This is a genomic window from Acidisoma sp. (genome assembly GCF_035492295.1).
GTDB lineage: Bacteria > Pseudomonadota > Alphaproteobacteria > Acetobacterales > Acetobacteraceae > Acidisoma.
In genome coordinates this window covers 1-20,367 of sequence record NZ_DATJJK010000097.1, presented here as the reverse complement: position 1 = coordinate 20,367, position 20,367 = coordinate 1, and the positions used below count along the sequence as shown (strand labels likewise).

Here is a 20,367-nt window from a genome sequence, read left to right as displayed (position 1 = left end):
GATCTCATCGTGCTGACGGACAATACGAAGATTCTGATCCAGAACGTGGACCACAAAATCTTCAGCTGAGGCGGCCGTTCAGCCGGCCTTGCGCTTCGGTCGGGCCGCGCTTGGCCGGGCCCGGCTTGGCTTCGTGCCGGGCTTGGCCGGGCGCGGTGCAGGATCATTGGCGGCCGTTTTGCCTTCCTGGGCGGCGAGGCTGCGCTTCAGCGCGGCGACGAGGTCGATGACCTTGCCGCCGCTCTGATCGGGCTCGCTCTCGTCCACCGATATCGGCTTCCCGGTTTTCGCCTTGGTCTCAATGAGATCGCGCAGGGATTCGGTGTAGCGGTCGTGGAAGGTCTCGATCCTGAACTTGGCCGTCTTGCGGGCGATCAGCTCCTCCGCGAGATCGAGCAGCTCGGGATCAGCGCGGTCGTCCCCGATATCGGCGAAGAGGGGGGCGGCGGCGCGGACCTCGTCCGAGAAACGCAGCGTCTCCAGCATCAGCCCTTCACCGCAAGGCTTCAGCGCGCCGATATATTCCCGTCCGCGCATGACGAACTGGCCGAGCCCCATCTTGCCGGTGCGGCGCAGCGCCTCGCGCAGGATGGTGTAGCCTTCCTCGGCCAACTCGCCGTCGGGCAGCACGTAATAGGGCCGGTCGAAAAAGATGGGATCGATCTCGCAATGGTCAACGAACTGCACGAGGTCGATCGTGCGGCGGGCCTCGATCTTCACGGAATCGAGTTCCTCGTCCGTCAGCAGGACGTAGTTCCCCTTCGAGACTTCATAGCCCTTCATGATGTGGCTGCTGTCCACCGCGCCGATGCCGGGCGCGACCTTCTCGTAGCGGATGCGCTTGCCGGAGGTTTCGTCGATCTGATGGAAGGAGAGACGGGCGCCGGTTTTGATGGCGGAATAGAGCTGCACCTGCACGGTGACCAGGGCGAGCCGCAGCGAACCGGACCAGACCGGACGGCCGGCGCCGGCCGGGGTCTCCTTCCGCTCGGTCTTGCGGCGGCGGGGTGCGATCTTGGCCATGGGCTCATCCCTCACGCGTCTGAGGCATGGAGATAGGTAGTGTTTCGCGCGTCAGTAGGGCGTGCCGTTCTTGTGAACGAAAACCCTTTTTCCTTCCAAGTCAGCGAGGGTCGCCAAGTCATCCTCGGGGTAGGAAACCTCGTCCCCCGCGCTGCGGTCCCCGATCTCAAGGATGAGGCAATCCTCGGCTGTGCGATTCTCCAGGTGGTGCGGCGTGCCGCGGGCCGGGAAGCCCGCCACCATGCCGGGCGAGAGCGGGGTTTCACCCGCCTCCGTGATCAGCGTGGGCGCGCCCTCCAATACATAGATGAACTCATCCTGATGCGAGTGGCTGTGATGCAGGGCGGAGAGGCTGCCCGGAGTGAGGCGGGTGAGGTTCACCCCGAAATTCTTCAGGCCGAAGAGATCGCCCAAGGGGCGCTTGATGCGCCCGGCGACCATCGCGGCGAAGGGTTCCGGATAATTGCTGGGCTTCGTGCGCGGCGCGGCGTCGGCGGCGCGGATGGCGGGGCTTCTCATGGCGGCTCACTCCCTGTGCGACGATGGAGCGAGGTTAGCAGGCCAGACGAGCAGGGAGCAGGGGCCAAGCATTGGCGCCAGCGCTTTGCGACCCGGGACGGGCGGTAAGCCGGACAGCGGGAAGCCTCCCGCATTGACGGGACCCGCCCGCAGTCGGGATGATGCGGGGCGCAGGTTTTCTGTCAGCGGAATGAGGGAAAAAGACATGTTTGCTTCACTTGCCGGCCGGGTGGTGGTGGTGACGGGGGCCAGCAAGGGCATCGGGCGCGGCATTGCCAAGCGCTTCGGCGCGGTCGGCTGTCGCGTCGTTGTGGTGGCGCGCGATCTCCATGCGGCGAAGCTGGTGGCGGAAGATGTCGACGTGTTGGGCGGCCGTGCCATCGCCATTTCGGCCGATATCGCGACCGAGGCCGGCGCCCATGCGATTGCCGCGGCAGCCGAGGACCATTTCGGCGGCATCGACATCCTCTGTGCCAATGCCGGCGTTTTCCCCTCGGCGAAAATCGAGGACATGACCGCAGCCGATTTCGACGAGGTGATGGGCATCAACCTGCGCGGCACCTTCCTCTCCGTGAAGGCCTGCCTGCCGGCGCTGGCCAGAACTGGGCGTGGCCGGATCGTGGTGACGTCTTCTATCACCGGCCCGATCACTGGTTTTCCCGGCTGGTCCCATTACGGGGCAAGCAAGGCGGGGCAGCTCGGTTTCATCCGCACCGCCGCCATCGAACTCGCGGCGAAGGGCATCACCATCAACGCCGTGCTGCCGGGCAATATCGCGACCGAGGGGCTGGTCGCCATGGGCGAGGATTACATGGCCTCGATGACCTCCTCCATCCCGCTCAAGCGGCTCGGCTCGGTTGAGGATATCGCGAATGCCGCGCTTTTCTTCGCGACTGAGGAGGCCGGCTACATCACCGGCCAGACCCTGGTGATCGACGGCGGCCAGGTGCTGCCGGAGAGCCCGGCCGCACTCGAGTGAACCTCTCGGACCGCATTCGCGCCGATCTCGAAACGCGCATCCTGTCGGGGGAATGGAAGCCCGGGCATCCCATTCCCGCCGAACACGCGCTGATGGCCGAATATGGCTGCGCGCGCATGACGGTGAACAAGGCGATTGCCGCCATGGCGGCGGAGGGGCTCGTCACCCGCCGCAGGCGCGCGGGCACCGTGGTCGCGGCGCCGGCGACGGAGCGCGCGGTGATGGAGATCGCCGATCTGGCCGAAGAATCCGCCCGTCTCGGCCTCGCCTACCGCCACACGATTCTGGCGCGTGCGGTGGAGCCCTCAGCCGCCGGACCTGTGCTCTCCATCACCACCCTGCATGAACGGGGCGGGGAGCCGCTGGCGTTGGAGGAGCGGCGCATTTCGCTCAGCGCCGTGCCGGAGGCGGCGGACGAAAGTTTCGCGGAAGTGCCCCCAGGCACCTGGCTCTTGCAGCACGTCGCCTGGAGCGAGGCCGAGCATGTGATCGGTGCCCGGGCCGCGGACACGACGCTCGCCCGCCATCTCGGCATTCCGCGCGGCGCGCCATGCCTCACGCTCGACCGGCGCACCTGGCAGGCGGGCGAGCCGATTACCGAGGTCCGGCTGACCTATCCAGCCGATCGTCATCATTTTACGAGTCGCTTTGCCCAGACACGGGAGACACTGCCCGGGGAGCGGTGAAAGGCCTCGACAGGCGCGGGGTTGGGATCTTATATGTCTATACATATTCAGGTCGAGGGCAGCGTATGACACTGGTTCTGAAGCCCGGCGCGGTGCCGCTTTCGGAGTGGCGGCGCCTCTATTTCGAAGGAACGGCCGGCCTCGCTCTCGATCCCGGCAGCGCCGGCCCGATTGCCGCGAGTGCCGCGGCCGTCGAAAAGATTCTCGAAAAGGGCGAGCCGATCTACGGCATCAATACCGGCTTCGGCCGGCTTGCCAGTATCCGCATCGAGACCACCGATCTTGAGAGGCTGCAGCGGAACATCGTGCTGTCCCATGCCGCCGGCGTGGGTGAGCCGATGCCCTCCTCCATCGCACGGCTGATGATGGCGCTGAAACTCGCGAGCCTGGCGCAGGGGGTCTCGGGCATCCGCCCGGCGACTGTCGCCCTGCTCGAAGCGATGCTGGCGCAGGATCTGGTGCCCGTGGTGCCTGCCCAGGGCTCGGTCGGCGCCTCCGGCGACCTGGCACCGCTCTCTCATATGACGGCGACGATGATCGGCGTCGGCGAAATTCTCTATCGCGGCGAGCGGATGCCGGCTGAAGAGGCTTTGACGAAAGCCGGGCTGGCGCCGATTACGCTGGGGCCGAAGGAAGGGCTGGCACTCCTCAACGGCACCCAGTTCTCCACGGCCTATGCGCTCGCCGGGCTGTTCGAGGCCGAGCGCCTGATGCAATCGGCCCTTGTTACCGGCGCCCTTTCCACAGACGCCGCGCGCGGATCGGACACGCCCTTTGACCCGCGCATCCATGCGCTGCGCCGCCATCGCGGCCAGATTGACGTGGCTGATGCGCTGCGTGGCCTGATGGCGGGCAGCGTGATCCGCGCCTCTCACGTGACCGGAGATGAACGCGTGCAGGACCCCTACTGCCTGCGCTGCCAGCCCCAGGTGATGGGGGCGGTGCTGGACGTGCTGCGCCAGGCGGCGGTGACGCTGGGCACCGAAGCCAATGGCGTCTCCGATAATCCGCTCGTCTTCGCCGAGCATGGGGAGGTGCTGTCGGGTGGCAATTTCCACGCTGAGCCCGTGGCCTTCGCCGCCGATATGATCGCCATGACGCTGTGCGAAATTGGCTCCATCGCCGAACGCCGGCTCGCCATGCTGATCGACCCGGCGCTGTCCGGTCTGCCGGCCTTCCTGACGCCGCGACCGGGCCTCAACTCCGGTTTCATGATCCCGCAGGTGACGGCGGCGGCGCTGGTCTCCGAAAACAAGCAGATGGCCCATCCGGCAAGCGTGGACAGCATCCCAACCTCGGCTAACCAGGAAGATCATGTCTCCATGGCGGCCCACGGTGCACGCCGACTGATGGGCATGGTGGCCAATCTCGGCCATATCCTCGGCATCGAACTGCTTGCCGCCGCCCAGGGCTGCGACTTCCACGCACCCATGCCTTCCAGCGCGTCGTTGGAGGCCGTGCGGCGCTTGCTGCGCGCGCGCGTGCCGATGCTGGACGAAGACCGCCACTTCTCGCCCGACATGGAGGCGGCAACCGCGCTGATCCGCTCGGGCGCCGTCGTCGCTGCCGCCGGATACCCGCTTCCCTCGCTGGAGATCGCCGCATGACCCGCCTCGACAACAGCCGCAGGATTTCTGCCCCGCACGGGGCCGAGCTTTCCGCCAAATCCTGGCTGACGGAAGCACCCTTGCGCATGCTCATGAACAATCTGGACGCGGACGTCGCTGAACGGCCTGAGGAACTCGTGGTCTATGGCGGCATCGGCCGCGCGGCGCGCGACTGGGAGAGTTTCGACCGGATCGTGGCCAGTTTGCGCAAGCTGGAAGAGGATCAGACGCTGCTCGTGCAATCGGGCAAGCCAGTCGGTGTCTTCCAGACGCATAAGGACGCGCCGCGCGTTCTGATTGCCAACTCAAATCTCGTGCCCCATTGGGCGAACTGGCGGCATTTCCATGAGCTCGATCGCAAGGGGCTCATGATGTACGGCCAGATGACGGCGGGATCCTGGATCTATATCGGCACCCAGGGCATCGTGCAGGGCACCTACGAGACTTTCGTGGAGGTCGCACGCCAGCATTACAAGGGTGACGCGTCCGGTCGTTGGATCCTGACCGGGGGCTTGGGCGGCATGGGCGGCGCGCAGCCGCTGGCGGCCGTGATGGCCGGCTTCTCCTGCCTTGCCGTGGAATGCCAGGCGAGCCGCATCGACATGCGGCTACGCACCCGCTACCTCGATTGCCAGGCTCGCACGCTGGAAGAGGCGTTGGAGATCATTGATCGCGCAAAGACTGACGGCAAGCCGGTCTCCGTCGGGCTGCTCGGCAATGCGGCAGAAATTTTCGCGGAACTCGTCAAACGAGGCGTGAAGCCGGACGCGGTGACGGACCAGACCTCCGCCCATGATCCGCTCAACGGCTATCTGCCCATCGGCTGGACCGTTGCAGAGTGGGAGGACCGCCGCGAGCGCGATCCGCAGGCGGTGATTGCGGCGTCCCGCGCCAGCATGGCCGTGCATGTGCGCGCCATGCTCGACTTCTGGAAGATGGGCATTCCCGTGCTCGACTACGGCAACAACATCCGCCAAGTCGCGAAGGAAGAAGGCGTGGACAATGCCTTCGACTTTCCGGGCTTCGTGCCGGCCTACATCCGCCCGCTGTTCTGCCGTGGCATCGGTCCCTTCCGCTGGGCCGCGCTCTCGGGCGACCCCGAGGATATCTACAAGACCGACCAGAGGGTGAAGGAGTTGCTGCCCGACAACGCGCATCTTCACAACTGGCTGGACATGGCGCGCGAGCGGATTGCCTTTCAGGGCCTGCCGGCGCGCATTTGCTGGGTGGGCCTCGGCGATCGTCACCGCCTGGGCCTCGCCTTCAACGACATGGTGGCCAAGGGCGAACTCAAGGCGCCGATTGTCATCGGCCGTGACCATCTCGATTCCGGTTCGGTCGCGAGCCCGAACCGCGAGACGGAGAGCATGCGCGACGGCTCGGACGCCGTGTCCGACTGGCCGCTGCTCAACGCGCTGCTTAACACGGCGTCCGGAGCGACCTGGGTGTCGCTCCACCATGGTGGCGGCGTCGGCATGGGCTTCTCGCAGCATTCCGGCATGGTCATCGTGGCGGACGGCACAGAAGATGCCGCGCGCCGCCTTGGTCGGGTGCTCTGGAATGATCCTGCGACGGGCGTGATGCGCCACGCTGACGCGGGCTATGAGATTGCGATTGACTGCGCGAGGGAAAAGAGCCTCGACCTGCCGGGTATTCTCACATAAGTCACTATGGCGACCGTTTCAGCTGCAGAGACGCGCTTCCCTCGAACGACGGAAGCGCGTCTTTTTAAGTCGCATCTTGGCTTCGCCTGACGGGGTGCGATGGAGCAAGCCCCCTATGAGTCAGAACGCATCCCGTGCCCGGCTCATTCATCCCAGGCTTGCACCATGACCTGCCGCGCGATCTTGCCGCCGACAAGGCTAGCGGTTGCTGAGCAGAAGACGCTCTTGCCATCCGGATATTGGCACGTCTGCGTGAATGCCAATCTGCCGCTATCCTGGATGCCGTTTTCGACAACATGCGTCATTGCCCGTCCGCAGATGTCATCGAAATAATGACGGACTCCATCATGTCCCTTGATCTCTCGGGGCAGATGCGGCGGATTGAGATGATCAATAATCAGCAGAACCGCATCGTCCGTATAGAAGCTTCCAAGGGCCGCGCTGTCACGTGCCTCAATGGCTCTGCTGAGCGATTGCAGATTCACGGCCTCCATCGTGTCGGTCTCCTTCCCGTATTGTCAGGGCCGCGCCTCTAAAACCATATTGAATGGTGTCTCCGTGGCGCGGCGAAATTTGGTGAAACCGCCGGCCGTCACCACTTGCCGCAACTTTGCTTCACCAGCCTGTGCGCCAAGCCCCAATCCGACTTCCTGATCGAGCGATGCCGGTGTGCAGATCATTGTTGAAGCGGCGAAATAGACCCGCCCGACAGGGTTGAGGTTCCCCGAGAGATGGTCATCGGCAAATGGCTCAACGATCATCCAGGTTCCATCGGATTTCAGCGATTGGCGAACATGCGCCGACGCACCGACGGGGTCGCCCATATCGTGAAGGCAGTCAAAAAAGGTGACGAGATCATATGTTCCTGGGAAACTCTTGGCCGGCGAAACCTCGAATCGGGTATTTCCTGAGACGCCGGCTTCTTCGGCTGATTTCCGAGCGCGCTCAATCGACGGGGCGTGATAGTCGAAGCCAGTGAAACTGGATTGGGGATATGCGCGCGCCATGAGCACGGTAGACGCGCCATGTCCGCACCCTACGTCAGCCACCTGAGCGCCTCGTTCAAGCTTCCCCACGACACCATCCAATGCAGGGAGCCAGGACCCGATGAGATTGGCGTTATATCCGGGCCGGAAGAAACGTTCTGTTCCGCGGAATAAACAGGCGCTGTGATCGTGCCAGCCGACGCCGCGGCCTGTGCGAAACGCCTCGCTCACTTTCGGTTCGTCAATCCAGAGACTGGCCAGTACCTCGAACGCTCCGGCCATAAATGCCGGGCTTTCCTCGTTCGCGAATACCATCTCCTGTTCAGGAGTAAGGTGAAACCGATCGGTGCCCGGGTCGTATTCGATGTAAGCGGCAGCAGCCTGCGCGGAAAGCCACTCACGAACATAGCGCTCGTGGGTACCCGTGCGTGCCGCGAGTTGAGCGGCGGTCAAACTGCCAGCCTCTCGCATCGCCTTGAACAAACCCAGCCGATCCCCCAGCACAACGAGTGCGCCGGTCCCAATCGCGCCCAGGTCGCCAACCATTCGACCCACCAGCGCATTCAGTTTGTCTGGATTGACCTCTGGCATCGCTTGTTCTCCCCACCGGTGAGACACGGCCTTGTTTCATTCTGAGGCTATACTAATCCACCTACCATCTAGTTAATAAATTGTCAATGGATTGGCGTTTTGTCGATGATAATTCAACAATCAGTCGGGGTGACATTGGAGGCGTTGTACCGGAAATGTTTGTTATGTTGGAAGAATCAGCGATCCTGGATGCGCCGGACCGCATTTTGGATATCACATGCTGGCTGGTGAAGATTTGCGGCTTCGGCACGCGCTCTGGCAGGAGCGGGTGTGAACCTGCGCGAACGACCCAGCGACAGTTTCCAGCTTGAATATAACGCAGCTCAGAAACTTTGTTGGGCGCAGCTTCAGAAGCGCATTTCAGCGAGAAGTAAGGAAACGTTCGGACTGCGTAAGACTACTTCAGCTGACTATCCTTGCTTCCGCGCCGGTTGAAGCCGATGGTCACCGGCTTGCGGTCCAGCGCCGACTGGCACTCGATGCAGAGGCGCACGCCGGGAAGGGCGCGGCGGCGGGCCTCGGGAATGTCTTCGCCGCATTCGACGCAGAAGGGCTCGCTCTCGCCCTTCGGCATGCGGGCGCGCGCACGAGCGACCGCATCGGTGATCGTGTCGTCAATCTGGTCCTGCACCGCCCCGTCCGGCGCCCAGCCCGTCGCCATGTGGCAAAATCCTCTGCCTCGATGTTGCGTGGAGAGAATATAGGCAGGCGGGCAGGGCGGGCCAACTGCCATCTTCGTCGCCGGGCTTGCCGCGCCGCGGGGCTGATCAGCCTTGCTTCCACTGCGCGGCCGCATCGCGGGCAAAGTCCCGGTAGCTGCGCGGCGCGTGGCCGAGAAGGGCGGTCAGCCGCAACAAGTCCTCCGCGCTGGCCACAGCGCCGTCGGACTGGTAGCGCCCGACCATCAGCCGCAGGTCGAGCGCATGCCATGCCGGCAGCATTCCTTTCAGTCGTTGTTCCAGGGCTGCCAGATCGTCACCGCCGTAGCGGATGCTGCGGCCGAGCGCCTCGCTCCAGATCGCGGCCAGGTCCGCGCCGGTCAGGGCATCGGGCCCGGCGAGGATATACGTTTCGTTCGGGAGGGGGGTGGCGTTGCGTTCGCGGCGTAGAAGTTCGCTCGCCGCCGCTTCGGCGATGTCCCGCACATCGACCATTGAGACGCCCCGGGCGCCGAGCGGCATGCCGTAGATTCCGGCCGTGAGCAGTGCGTCCTTCATGCGGATGTCGTTCTGAATGAAATAGGCGGGGCGCAGGATCGTCGCCGGCAGATCCAGCGCCGCGATCATCCGCTCTACCGTATGCTTGCCCGCGAAATGGGGCACGTCGGCATAGGCCTCGCCCTTGAAGACTGAGAGATAGACGATGCCGCGCACCCCGGCCTCTGCGGCCACGGAGACTGCGAGCATCGCCTGGGTCAATTCGTCCGGCACGTTGGGGGCGAGCAGGAAGAGGGTGCTGACGCCCTCCATCGCCGCGCGCAGGGAATCGACATCCGCGAGATCGCCCTGAACGGCGGTGACACCGGCGGGAAACTGCGCTTTGGCGGGAGAACGCGTGAGAGCCTTGATCTCCACGCCCTTGCCCTGAAGCTGATTGATGATCTGGCTGCCGATGGTGCCGGTGCTGCCGGTAACGAGAATGCTCATGACGAAACTCCTGTTGCTGAGGGGCGGCCTTTTCCATCCGCCATGAGGGGAAGATAGGCGTTTCGATTTTGGCTAGTAGTCGCCATAAGGAAGATAGGTCGTCTCAAATTCGGAACATGGGCAATGGATCTGCAGGCGCTGTCTGATTTCAATCTGGTGGCGACCCATGGCGGTTTCGGCCGCGCGAGCCGCTTGTCCGGCCGCTCGAAGGCGACGCTTTCGCGCCGGGTGGGGGAACTGGAGCAGAGCCTGGGCATCCGCCTGATCGAGCGGGGAGCCCATGGCCTGCGCCTGACCGAGGAGGGGCGAAGCCTGCATGAGCGTACCGGGGGGCCGCTCGCTGAGATCGCCGAGGCGGGAGAGGCCGTGATGCTCGGCGCCACGATGCCGCGCGGGCGGCTACGGGTTAGCGCTCCGATTGTTCTGGCGCATGTTGCGTTCGGCGGGATCGGCGCGCGTTTCGCCCAGGCCTATCCGGAGGTGCAGCTCGAAATCGTGGCGGAGGACCGCAAGGTCGATCCCGTGGACGACGGCTATGACCTGGTGATCCGGGTGGACCCTGCGCCGGACGAGCGCCTGGTCGGCCGACGCTTTTTGCGGGATGAGCGTCTGGTCGTGGCACCCGCCGGGCAGGCGACTCCCGAGGCGGACGCGGTGCGGGCGGTCCTGCTCAGCAACGCCCCCGTGGGCACGCCATGGCGGTTGCGGCAGGCGGACGGGACCGAGCGGCTGTTGCAGCCGGTCCCGGCCTTGCGGCTGTCCTCCCTGCTCATGGTGCGCGAGGCGGTGCTGGCCGGGGCGGGCGCGGCGGTGCTGCCCAAACTGCTGGTGGCGGATGACATTGCCGCCGGCCGACTCGCTTTCTGGGGACCGCTGGCCGAGCCGCCGGTCGAAATCTGGGCGCTGCAAAGCGCGCGCCGGCTGGTGGGGGCGAAGGTACGCGCCTTCCTGGCGGTGGTGGAGGCGACCTTCCCCGACAAGACCTTTGTGCCGCTAGCGTAAAGGGCACCCTTGCCAAGCCCGGAGCCTAACCCGCACAAGGCCCGCGCCCTCAACCAGGACAGGTCCACCCAAGATGCCCTTGATCACCAAGCTCGCCGCCACCACCGATGCGCCCTGGGAGCCGATCGCCCCGGATAAGATCATCGCCGGCATGCCCGAGACACGGACGGTCGTGCTCTACGAGGATGCGACGGCGAAGCACTATGCCGGGGAATGGGAAGCGACCGTTGGGACCTGGCGCATCGCCTATACAGAATGGGAGTATGTCCGCATGCTTGCAGGACACTGCGTCGTCACTGGCGATGATGGGACAACGATCGAGGCTGGCCCCGGCGATTCCTTCGTGATCGAGCCGGGCTTCACCGGCACCTGGGAGGTGCGCGCACGCATGCACAAGCTGTGGGTGATCCGCGAAGGATGAGGGCAGCGGTCCTCCCTGCGGATTAAACTCGCTTAACCCGCGTCATTGCCGGATATTTCGGCGCCGGGGCCCGGTGCGCGGCCCGCGCGAATCTTCTAGGAAGGAGCCTCGCGCCGTCCAAGGAGAATACTCCATGCCCAGTCTCCTCGCCCCCACAGCCCTGCTGCCGTCCGGCTGGGCGCGGGATGTCCGGATCGACATCACGGAGGATGGCACCATCGCCGCCGTGACCCCTGGTGCCGAGATCGCGGGCGACCGGGTGGAGCGGCTGGGCGGCCCGGTGTTGCCCGGCATGGCCAATGTCCATTCGCATGCCTTTCAGCGCGCCATGGCGGGATTGGCCGAGAAGCGGCGCGACCCGGCCGACAGCTTCTGGACCTGGCGCGAGACCATGTATCGGGCGGCCCACGCCGTGGGACCGGATGATCTCTCCGCCATTTCCAGCCATTTGTTCATCGAGATGTTGAAGGCGGGCTATACCAGCGTCGGCGAGTTTCATTACCTGCACAACGATCCCAATGGCGCCTCCTACGAGGATCCGGCGGAGATGTCCGTCCGCCTCGTCCATGCCGCGGCCGAGACTGGGATCGGCCTCACCGTTCTGCCCGTGCTCTATATGCGCGCCGGTTTCGACGATGCGGCACTCGAACCTGCGCAACGGCGCTTCGCGGCGGACGAGGAACGGCTGATCCGGATTCTCGAAAGCCTGCGCTGGCACGGACGGGACTCGAGCAGCCTGCGCGTTGGCATCGCGCCGCATTCGCTCCGTGCTGTCTCGGTGGATGTGGTGCGGCACATCGCCACCGCGCTGCCGGAGGAGACGACCATTCACATCCATGTCGCCGAGCAGGAGCGCGAGGTGGAGGACTGCCTGGCCGCGACCGGGGCGCGGCCGGTGGAGCTTTTGATGGCGGAAGCGCCGGTCGGCCCATCCTGGTGCCTCATCCACGCAACCCATGTGGTGCCGGACGAAATTGCCGATATCGCCGCGAGCGGCGCGGTCGCCGGTCTTTGCCCGATCACCGAGGCCAATCTGGGCGACGGCGTATTTCCGCTGTCAGAATTCCTCACCTCCGGGGGCCGGTTCGGCATCGGCTCGGACAGCAATGTCACGCTCAGCCCCTGGGAAGAGCTGCGCCTTCTCGAATACGGCCAGCGCTTGGTGCATGGCCGGCGCTGCCTCTCCTTGCCGGATGACGGGGTCGGCTCCATCGGCGGCAGCCTGTTCCGTGCCGCGGTCGCTGGCGGGGCGGCGGCCCTGGGCCAGCCGGTCGGTGTCATCGCCGAAGGCTTCCGCGCCGATCTTCTCGTCCTCGACCCGGCGAAACTTGCCCAGCCCGACGCGGAAGAGGACGACATCCTCGACACCGCGATCTTTGCCGGTGCCGCGCTGCCGGTGCGCGATGTCATGGTGGGCGGCATCTGGCGCGTGCGCGGTGGCTTCCATCCCGGCGAGGAAGCGGCGCGGACCGCCTTCACGGCAGCCCTGCGGCGCATCGCCGCGTGAGCGGCTGGCGGGTCCTCCCCGCCGCCGGCTTCCAGGCCATGCCCTGGCGCAACGGCGGCGGCACGACCTGGGAGATCGCGCGCGGGGTGTTCCCGGGCAGCCCCGAGGCCGATTGGCACTGGCGCCTCAGCTTGGCTGAGATCACGGGTGACGGTCCCTTTTCCACCTTTCTTGGCATTGACCGGCTGCTTACTGTCGTCGCCGGCGCGGGAATAAATCTGAGCATTGATGGCGCAGGCCCTCGACGACTGCATGTCTCGGAGGATATCGAGTTTCCCGGCGAGGACAGGGTGGATTGTACCCTGGTCGCCGGGCCGACCCGCGATCTCAACCTCATGGTAGATCGGCGGGTGGCGCGGCTGATGCCGGGGCGCGGGAAAAGCGTGATCACGCTCGGGCCCGGCGACATCGCCGTTCTCTATGCGCTTGAGGAGGTCAGCTTGCGAAATGACGACGGGAGAATCGTAGTCGCGAAGGGCGACGCCGTAATCGGGGAGGGCGCGGACGAGGCCGCCATCACGGCCGGGCGTGCCATTTGGGCACGGGTTGAGCGGTTCGCAGACTGATGCAGTCTCTTCGCCTGATCCTCGCCCTCGGCACGATTGCCGCCGGTCTCGCGGCGCCCGCGTTCGCGTCCACCAAGCACAAGACCTATCACCACGCGACGTCGCATGCGCATCACGAGGCGACCAAGCATGAGCAACACCACACGACTCATCACTATTCGAAAAAGAACAGCTACCACCACACCTACCGCAAGCCGAGCCATAAGACCTACCACCACTATTACAAGCCGAAGCCCAAGCCGAAGCCCGGCATCCGCTCCGATGGGCGCTACGTGCTGCCGGGCGGAATGGAAACCACCTGTGCGGGCGGCACGCCGCCGCCCTGCCGGTAACGTCGGAAGGCACGCCAGGATGAGCGATGACCCGGCCCGGATTGTGACGGCGGAGGAGATCGGCATTCTGGCGCGCCGCCGGATCGAAGCCGGGATCATCGCGCCGATTTATGCCGAAATGGTCGCGACCATCGGCGAGGCGCAGGCGCAAGCCATCCTCGATCGTGCCATCCGCCGCGCCGCGATCGAAGCCGCGCGCGGCTTTGCGGCAAGGACACCGGGGGGCACCAGCCTGAAGACCTTCCAGGAGCTGCAGCATCTGTGGACGCAGAATGATGCGCTGGAGATCGAAGTGCTGCGCGCGACGGAGACCGAGTTTCACTACAACGTCCGTCGCTGCCGCTATGCCGAGAGCTACCGTGCCATGGGTCTCGGCGCGATCGGGCATCTGCTGTCCTGCAACCGGGACGCAGCTTTTTGCGAGGGCTATCACCCGGATCTGAAGCTCACCCGCACCCAGACTTTGATGGAGGGCGCGAGCCATTGCGACTTTCGCTACCGAATGGCGCCGGAGGATGAGGCCGCACCTCCGGTTCCCGCTGAAGGATAAGTCCGCGGCTCAGCGGGATTAGACGTCGAGGTCGGCGTCCGTCACGCTGCGGGCGCGGTCCTGGATGAACTGGAAGCGCAGTTCCGGGCGCCTGCCCATCAGATTCTCCACCATCGTGTTGGTCTCGGCCCGCGTCTCGGGCGGGGCCAGCACCTTAATCAGCGTGCGCTTCTTCGGATCCATCGTGGTTTCCTTGAGCGTCGCGGGCGGCATTTCGCCCAGGCCCTTGAAGCGGCTGACCTCGACCTTGCTGCCCTGCTTGAAGGCCGATTTGCTGAGCTTGGCCATCTCGTCGTCATTCATCGCATAGACAGACTTGGCACCCTGGGTCATGCGGTAGAGCGGCGGCTGGGCGAGATAGAGATGCCCCTGACGCACCAGCTCAGGCAGTTCCCGGTAGAAGAAGGTCATCAGCAGGCTGGCGATATGGGCGCCGTCGACATCGGCATCCGTCATGATGATGATGCGGCCGTAGCGCAGGCGCTTGATGTCGAATTTTTCGCCGACGCCGGTGCCGATTGCCTCGATCAGGTCTTTCAGTTCCTGGTTCTGGCGCAGCTTGTCGGCAGAAGCGGAAGCGACGTTGAGGATCTTGCCGCGCAGCGGCAGCACGGCTTGGGTCTCGCGGTTGCGGGCCTGTTTGGCGGAGCCGCCGGCGCTGTCACCCTCGACCAGGAAAATCTCGGTCTCGGCCGCATTCTCCCGCGTGCAATCGGTGAGCTTGCCGGGCAGGCGCAGCCGGCGCGTCGCCGATTTGCGCGGCGTGTCCTTCTCCTCGCGCCTGCGGATCCGCTCCTCGGCGCGCTCGATCGCGAAGGCCAGGAGATTGTCGGCCGAGGTCGGGTCGCCCGCCAGGAAATGGTCGAACCGGTCGCGCAGCGCCGCTTCCACCAGGCGCGTCGCGTCCGGATTGGTCAGCTTCTCCTTGGTCTGGCCCTGGAATTGCGGCTCGCGGATGAAGACGGAGAGTTTCGCTGCGATCGGCGTCAGCACGTCTTCGGCCGTCAGCTGCGCCGCACGCTTATTGCCGCGATGCTCGCCCCAGGCGCGCAAGCCCTTCAGCAGGGCCGAGCGCAGCCCGGCCTCATGAGTGCCGCCGAGGGGCGTCGGCACGGTATTGCAGTAGCTGTGCAGGAAGCCGCCGCCGCCTTCGACCCAGAGGGCGGCCCATTCCACGCGGCCGGCGCCATTAGGGAAGTCGGTCTCGCCCGACCAGGGGGAGGGGAGAACGCGTGTCGCCTCCCCGATATCCTCCTCCAGACTGTCCTGTAGACCGCCCGGGAAATGCAGCACAGCCTCGGTCGGCACATCCGACTGCGCCGGGATCAGGCCGGGGTCGCAGCTCCAGCGGATTTCGACGCCGCGGAAGAGGTAGGCCTTCGAGCGGCACAGCCGGTAGAGCCGCGCCGGGCTGAATGGCTGGCTTGGCCCGAAGATCGCGGGGTCCGGGCGGAAGCGGATCGCCGTGCCACGCCGGTTCTGCACCGGGCCGGCATCGATGAGCTTGGTCGTGGGCCGGCCCTGGCTGTAGCTCTGCTTCCACAGCCGCCGTTCCCGTGCGACCTCGACTTCGAAGAGATCGGAGAGCGCGTTCACGACCGAACTGCCAACGCCGTGCAACCCGCCCGAGGTCGCATAGGCCTTGCCGGCGAACTTTCCGCCGGAATGCAGAGTGGTGAGGATGACCTCGAGCGCGCTCTTGTCCCGAAACTTCGGATGCGGATCGACCGGTATGCCGCGCCCATTGTCCCGGACTGTCAGGATATTGCCGGGGGCGAGCGCCACCTCGATGAAGCTCGCATGACCCGCCACGGCTTCATCCATCGAATTATCAAGGATTTCAGCGGCGAGGTGGTGAAGGGCGTTCTCGTCCGTGCCGCCGATATACATGCCGGGGCGGCGTCGAACCGGCTCCAGCCCCTCGAGGACCTCGATATCCTTGGCAGAATAGGCAGCCTCGGCCGCGCCTGCGCCGAAGAGGTCGTTCATGTCTTGTTCCCGTGCATGACCGGCACGATAGAAGGGAGCGCAGGGCGAGGGCAAGCCGGATCGGGCAAGGCCGCTCGCCTCAGGAGAGGTCTCGGTCGACGTCGTGGCTGACGAGACCGGCTTCTTCCGGCATTTTCAGCCAGTCCTTTTGGGCGAGGGTCTGCCTGGTCTGCTCGTAGCCGCGCCTCCAATGATCCTGCATGGAGCGGCGGCTGAAGTCGTAATCCCGCGACTCGCCCTCATAGGGTGCGTGTTCGTAGATGAGTTCGAGGATGGAGAGGCGAGGCAGATCGTGCAGGCCCGACCGCTCGGCGCGGTCGGCCGGGGTCAGGCTCGCCTCGGGCATGCGGTCAAGCACGTCGCGCAAGCGGTTCTTGAGCGCGAATTCACGCTGGAAGACATCCGTCACCAGGCGCGTGCGGCTGGAATAGCCGATTTCCTTCTGCCGTAGCCCGACTTCGCGCAGGGTGCGCGGCACCGGGCCGCGCGCGCTGAACAGGTCGACCTGAAAGACAAGGGCGCTGCAGCTTTCGATATTGAGCAGAAGGTGGGCGAGGGGTGTGTTGGAGACGAGCGCCCCGTCCCAGAAATAGTCGGAGCCGATCTGGATCATCGGGAAGCCGGGAGGCAGGGCGCCGCTCGCCATGATGTGCTCGGGGCCGAGCTTCATCTGGGCATTGTCGAAATAGGCGAAATTGCCGCTGGCGACATTGACCGCGCCGACCGCGCAGCGCGTCTCGCCGCTGTTGAGGCGATCGAAATCGACGACGTCGAGCAGGGTCTGGCGGAGTGGTTCGGTGTCGTAGAAGGCGGTCGCCTGGGGCGCGCCGGGCAGGCTGAAAAACGGGCCCGGCAGATTAGGCTCGAAGAAGCCGGGCTGGCCGAGGACAACGGCGCCGAGGGCGGAGCTGCCGTTCGCCCATTCGCGCGGCAGGTCTCCTTCGGGCAGCGGCAGGCCCGGGCGCTCGGGCGTGATCCGCTCCCAGAAGGCGCGGAGTTTCTGCAGCCGGTCCGCAGGCGCATTGCCGGCGATGATGGCAGAGTTGATGGCACCGATGGAGACTCCGCAGAGCCAGTCCGGGGCGTGGCCGGCCTCGTCCATCGCCTGGAAGACCCCGCCCTGATAGGCGCCGAGCGCGCCACCACCCTGCAGAACGAGGGCGGTGCGGCGCGGGCGTTCGGGTAACGGGTTTGCATCCATGGCTCGGTTCCCGGTTGGTTTCGGCGCAATCGTCACTGGACAGTCAGCGCGCCCTGTTCAAGCTTTCTCCGCATGGCCCGGTGCGGCAAGGGCGAGATGGGGACGGTTGTATGAATCGTGACGATATCCTCGGCATGACATCCATGCCTTTTGCGAGCCCGAGCTATCCGAAAGGCCCCTTCCGCTTCTACGACCGCGAATATCTGCTGATCCATTATGAGAGCGACCCCGAGGTCATCCGCCGCCTGCTGCCCGAACCGTTGGAGCCGGACGGCAACCATGTCTTTTATGAATGGATGAAGATGCCGGATTCCTCGGGCTTCGGCAGCTATCAGGAAAGCGGCTGCGGCATCGCCGCCCTATTCGAGGGGCAACCGTGCAATTTCACGCTGCAGATGTATCTGGACGACGAGCCGCCGACGACTGCCGGGCGCGAAATCTGGGGCTTTCCCAAAAAATACGGCTTGCCGGAGCTGCGGCCCATCCATGACACCCTGACAGGCACGCTGCGCTACGACGATGTGCGCGTCGCGCTCGGCACGTTGACCTACAAGGAGCACAACCTGCTGCAGACGGAGCAGGACCGCGTGCGTATTACGGCGCAACTTGGCAAGCTCGGGGTCAATCTCAAATTCATCCCGGATGTGGACGGGTCCGCCAAGATCGCTCAGCTCGTGGGCTACAACATGCAGGATATCGACCTGAAATTCGCTTTCCGCGGCGAAGCCCGGCTCGATCTCGTGCCGCATGTCAATGCGCGCGTCGCCGATCTGCCGGTGCGCAGAATCCTCTACGGCCAGCACCTGAAGGCCGATATGACCCTGCCGTACGGCCGGGTGCTCCACGATTATCTGGCTTGAGAAAGATTGGGGGAAAGACGATGAATCTGGCAGGCAAAGTGGCGTTGGTCACCGGGTCGACAAGCGGAATCGGACTCGGCATTGCGCGCGCGATGGCCGAGGCCGGCGCCGGCATCATGCTGAACGGCTTCGGCAAGCCCGAGGATATCGAAAAGGAGCGCGCCGGCATCGAGGCCGATTTCGGCGTCAAGGTGGCCTATTCCGGCGCCGATCTCAGCACGGGTTCGGGCGTGCGCCAGATGGTGGCGGAGGCCGAGGCTGCCTTCGGCCGGGTGGATATCCTGGTCAATAATGCCGGCATCCAGTTCGTCGCCGATATTGTCGATTTCCCCGAGGATAAGTGGGACGCGATCATCGCCATCAACCTGTCCTCGGCCTTTCATGGCATCAAGGCCGCGGCCCCGGGCATGAAGGCGCGCGGCTGGGGGCGTATCATCAACATCGCCTCTGCCCATGGGCTGGTCGCGAGCGGGCAGAAGTCCGCCTATGTCGCCGCCAAGCACGGCATCCTGGGTCTCACCAAAGTCGCCGGGATCGAGCTCGCCAACACGGGTGTGACCTGCAATGCCATCTGCCCGGGCTGGGTTCTGACGCCGCTGGTGGAGAAGCAACTGCAGGATCGCGCCGCCAAGAACGGCACGAGCTTCGAGGAGGAGAAGGATGCGCTGGTCAGCGAGAAGCAGCCCATGAAGCAATTCTCAACGCCGGCGCAGATCGGCGCGCTCGCCGTCTTCCTGTGCTCGGATGGAGCGATGACGATCACCGGCGCGCCGCTCTCGATCGATGGCGGCTGGGTCGCGCAATAGGGTCTCCCCCGCGGTCGCCCCACAGAAAGGCCGCAAATTCCCCCCAGATCAGGGTCTCCGCGTGGGTGTCATCATCCTGGGCGGAAACCGCTTTTCGTTTGCACCTTGGATCTGACCGCCATGACCGTTCTCGTGACCGGCGCCGCCGGCTTCATTGGCTATCATCTTTGCGAGGCGCTGCTGGCGCGGGGCGAGACCGTTCTCGGCGTCGATGAGATCAACGCCTATTACGATCCGGCGCTGAAGGAAGCGCGTCTTGCGCGCCTCGAAGGCCGCCCGGCCTTTCGCTTCCAGAAGCTGAGCATCGCCGATCGCGCAGCCGTCGAAGGGCTGATGGCGGGCGCGCCGGAGATCGACCGCATCGTCCATCTCGCAGCCCAGGCCGGGGTGCGCTTCTCGATGATCGACCCTTATGCCTATGTCACCGCCAACCTCATGGGGCATGTCGTGATGCTGGAGGCGGCACGGCACCGCGAGGGGCTGAAGCATTTCGTCTATGCCAGCTCCTCCTCGGTCTATGGCGGCAATACCAAGATGCCCTTCTCAGAGGAGGATCCGGTCGACCGGCCGGTGTCGCTCTATGGTGCGACCAAGCGGGCGGACGAGCTGATGAGCCATTCCTACAGCCATCTTTACGGCCTGAAGCAGACCGGCTTGCGCTTCTTTACCGTCTATGGGCCCTGGGGACGACCGGACATGGCCTATTTCTCCTTCGCGCGCGCGATTGCGCGCGGAGAGCCGATCACCGTCTATGCGGGCGGCACGCTGCGGCGGGACTTCACCTATGTGGACGATATCGTGGCGGGGATCGTCGGCGTGTTGGATCGGCCACCGGCGGGGGATGCCCCGCGGCTGCTCAACATCGGCAACAACCGGAGCGAGAGCGTGAGCCGGCTGGTCTCGCTGCTGGAGGAGGGTCTGGGCCGGCGCGCGATCATTGAGGACCGGCCGCGCCCGGCGGCTGATGTGACGGACACCTTTGCCGATATTTCGGCCATCCGGGCGCTGACCGGTTTCGAGCCGAAGACGCCGCTGGATGTGGGCATTCCACGCTTTCTGGAGTGGTTCAGGGGTTGGAACGCCGGGCACTGACTGGCCGCTTTCTGCGGCTTGCGCATGTCTAGGGGAGTTTCTCCGCATTTTTGCATAGGCTGCATGCGAGACGTGGTTTTCCGTCCGGATCGCTGGGAAATTGAGCTTTCCGTGAAGTAGCACTTTGATTTTTCAATTTTTTGGTCTCTCACCCGCTTGTCATCGGGGTGAAATTTGCGCGTTGACAGGGGGCGGGGCAGGGCCTAGAAGCCGTTTCACCGACGGGGATCGGGGGTTGCGGCGGGTTGGTTGATCTGCTAAAAGCTCTGCCTCCTTCGACAAGATTATCGGCCTGGGCGCCCTGAGAGATTGGGGTGGTTTTGGGCATGTTCTTTGAGAA

The 20,367-nt window shown here is 64.9% G+C and carries 21 protein-coding genes; 13 read left to right on the top strand and 8 right to left on the bottom strand.

Annotation, left to right across the window (positions count from 1 at the left end):
• Nucleotides 1-78: 78 nt before the first annotated feature.
• Together VL752_RS06780 and VL752_RS06775 are read right to left on the bottom strand one after the other, a co-directional pair.
• Nucleotides 79-1,023 (bottom strand): Ku protein, encoded by a 945-nt coding sequence (locus VL752_RS06780; RefSeq protein ID WP_325353453.1) that lies wholly within the window; start codon nucleotides 1,021-1,023, stop codon nucleotides 79-81.
• A gap of 51 nt (nucleotides 1,024-1,074) precedes the next feature.
• Nucleotides 1,075-1,542, bottom strand: a complete 468-nt coding sequence (locus tag VL752_RS06775; RefSeq protein WP_325353451.1) for a cupin domain-containing protein — start codon at nucleotides 1,540-1,542, stop codon at nucleotides 1,075-1,077.
• Between the two features lie 205 nt (nucleotides 1,543-1,747).
• Here VL752_RS06775 and fabG point away from each other — a divergent pair, with 205 nt between their 5' ends.
• From fabG to hutU, 4 genes are all read left to right on the top strand, one after another.
• A complete protein-coding gene (fabG, locus tag VL752_RS06770; protein ID WP_325353449.1) occupies nucleotides 1,748-2,521 on the top strand; it encodes a 3-oxoacyl-ACP reductase FabG in 774 nt (257 codons plus the stop codon).
• The gene (locus tag VL752_RS06765) at nucleotides 2,518-3,207 is read left to right on the top strand and encodes a UTRA domain-containing protein (protein ID WP_325353447.1); all 690 of its coding nucleotides are present in this window, start codon (nucleotides 2,518-2,520) and stop codon (nucleotides 3,205-3,207) included. The genes fabG and VL752_RS06765 overlap by 4 nt, the downstream gene beginning before the upstream one ends.
• Before the next feature lie 65 nt (nucleotides 3,208-3,272).
• A complete protein-coding gene (gene hutH, locus VL752_RS06760; RefSeq protein ID WP_325353445.1) occupies nucleotides 3,273-4,814 on the top strand; it encodes a histidine ammonia-lyase in 1,542 nt (513 codons plus the stop codon).
• On the top strand, nucleotides 4,811-6,478 hold the full coding sequence (gene hutU, locus VL752_RS06755) for a urocanate hydratase (protein WP_325353443.1): 1,668 nt from the start codon (nucleotides 4,811-4,813) through the stop codon (nucleotides 6,476-6,478). The genes hutH and hutU overlap by 4 nt, the downstream gene beginning before the upstream one ends.
• Before the next feature lie 143 nt (nucleotides 6,479-6,621).
• Here the strand turns inward: hutU and VL752_RS06750 are convergent, their stop codons facing one another.
• The 4 genes from VL752_RS06750 to VL752_RS06735 all read right to left on the bottom strand — a co-directional run bounded on the left by VL752_RS06750 (nucleotide 6,622) and on the right by VL752_RS06735 (nucleotide 9,701).
• Nucleotides 6,622-6,972: a nuclear transport factor 2 family protein gene (locus VL752_RS06750; RefSeq protein WP_325353441.1), complete on the bottom strand. Its 351-nt coding sequence runs from the start codon at nucleotides 6,970-6,972 to the stop codon at nucleotides 6,622-6,624.
• Between the two features lie 24 nt (nucleotides 6,973-6,996).
• Entirely contained in the window at nucleotides 6,997-8,055 is a 1,059-nt protein-coding gene (locus tag VL752_RS06745; protein WP_325353439.1) for a class I SAM-dependent methyltransferase, read from the bottom strand.
• A 397-nt stretch (nucleotides 8,056-8,452) separates the two neighbouring features.
• Nucleotides 8,453-8,716 carry a DksA/TraR family C4-type zinc finger protein gene (locus tag VL752_RS06740; protein WP_325353437.1) on the bottom strand — a complete coding sequence of 88 codons (264 nt, stop codon included), beginning with the start codon at nucleotides 8,714-8,716 and terminating at the stop codon, nucleotides 8,453-8,455.
• Nucleotides 8,717-8,822: 106 nt separating this feature from the next.
• On the bottom strand, nucleotides 8,823-9,701 hold the full coding sequence (locus tag VL752_RS06735) for an NmrA/HSCARG family protein (protein ID WP_325353435.1): 879 nt from the start codon (nucleotides 9,699-9,701) through the stop codon (nucleotides 8,823-8,825).
• A 123-nt stretch (nucleotides 9,702-9,824) separates the two neighbouring features.
• Between VL752_RS06735 and VL752_RS06730 the strand changes: the two genes are divergently transcribed.
• The 6 genes from VL752_RS06730 to VL752_RS06705 all read left to right on the top strand — a co-directional run bounded on the left by VL752_RS06730 (nucleotide 9,825) and on the right by VL752_RS06705 (nucleotide 14,079).
• Nucleotides 9,825-10,703: a LysR family transcriptional regulator gene (locus tag VL752_RS06730; RefSeq protein WP_325353433.1), complete on the top strand. Its 879-nt coding sequence runs from the start codon at nucleotides 9,825-9,827 to the stop codon at nucleotides 10,701-10,703.
• Nucleotides 10,704-10,776: 73 nt separating this feature from the next.
• The gene (locus tag VL752_RS06725) at nucleotides 10,777-11,124 is read left to right on the top strand and encodes a cupin domain-containing protein (RefSeq protein WP_325353431.1); all 348 of its coding nucleotides are present in this window, start codon (nucleotides 10,777-10,779) and stop codon (nucleotides 11,122-11,124) included.
• Between the two features lie 133 nt (nucleotides 11,125-11,257).
• The gene (locus VL752_RS06720; protein WP_325353429.1) at nucleotides 11,258-12,631 is read left to right on the top strand and encodes a formimidoylglutamate deiminase; all 1,374 of its coding nucleotides are present in this window, start codon (nucleotides 11,258-11,260) and stop codon (nucleotides 12,629-12,631) included.
• Complete coding sequence (locus tag VL752_RS06715) at nucleotides 12,628-13,197, top strand: HutD family protein (protein ID WP_325353427.1); 570 nt, start codon at nucleotides 12,628-12,630, stop codon at nucleotides 13,195-13,197. The genes VL752_RS06720 and VL752_RS06715 overlap by 4 nt, the downstream gene beginning before the upstream one ends.
• Entirely contained in the window at nucleotides 13,197-13,529 is a 333-nt protein-coding gene (locus tag VL752_RS06710) for a hypothetical protein (RefSeq protein WP_325353425.1), read from the top strand. The genes VL752_RS06715 and VL752_RS06710 overlap by 1 nt, the downstream gene beginning before the upstream one ends.
• Nucleotides 13,530-13,548: 19 nt before the next feature.
• A complete protein-coding gene (locus VL752_RS06705; RefSeq protein ID WP_325353423.1) occupies nucleotides 13,549-14,079 on the top strand; it encodes an L-2-amino-thiazoline-4-carboxylic acid hydrolase in 531 nt (176 codons plus the stop codon).
• A gap of 18 nt (nucleotides 14,080-14,097) precedes the next feature.
• Here VL752_RS06705 and parE read toward each other — a convergent pair whose 3' ends face one another.
• Both parE and VL752_RS06695 read right to left on the bottom strand, forming a co-directional pair.
• Nucleotides 14,098-16,068 (bottom strand): DNA topoisomerase IV subunit B, encoded by a 1,971-nt coding sequence (gene parE, locus VL752_RS06700; RefSeq protein ID WP_325353421.1) that lies wholly within the window; start codon nucleotides 16,066-16,068, stop codon nucleotides 14,098-14,100.
• A gap of 79 nt (nucleotides 16,069-16,147) precedes the next feature.
• Complete coding sequence (locus tag VL752_RS06695) at nucleotides 16,148-17,269, bottom strand: patatin-like phospholipase family protein (RefSeq protein WP_325353419.1); 1,122 nt, start codon at nucleotides 17,267-17,269, stop codon at nucleotides 16,148-16,150.
• A 110-nt stretch (nucleotides 17,270-17,379) separates the two neighbouring features.
• On the opposite strand from VL752_RS06695, the gene VL752_RS06690 reads away from it, so the two are divergent.
• From VL752_RS06690 to VL752_RS06680, 3 genes are all read left to right on the top strand, one after another.
• Nucleotides 17,380-18,129 (top strand): acetoacetate decarboxylase, encoded by a 750-nt coding sequence (locus tag VL752_RS06690; protein ID WP_325353417.1) that lies wholly within the window; start codon nucleotides 17,380-17,382, stop codon nucleotides 18,127-18,129.
• Between the two features lie 20 nt (nucleotides 18,130-18,149).
• The gene (locus tag VL752_RS06685) at nucleotides 18,150-18,935 is read left to right on the top strand and encodes a 3-hydroxybutyrate dehydrogenase (protein WP_325353414.1); all 786 of its coding nucleotides are present in this window, start codon (nucleotides 18,150-18,152) and stop codon (nucleotides 18,933-18,935) included.
• Nucleotides 18,936-19,055: 120 nt separating this feature from the next.
• On the top strand, nucleotides 19,056-20,027 hold the full coding sequence (locus VL752_RS06680) for an NAD-dependent epimerase/dehydratase family protein (RefSeq protein WP_325353412.1): 972 nt from the start codon (nucleotides 19,056-19,058) through the stop codon (nucleotides 20,025-20,027).
• Nucleotides 20,028-20,367: the final 340 nt, after the last annotated feature.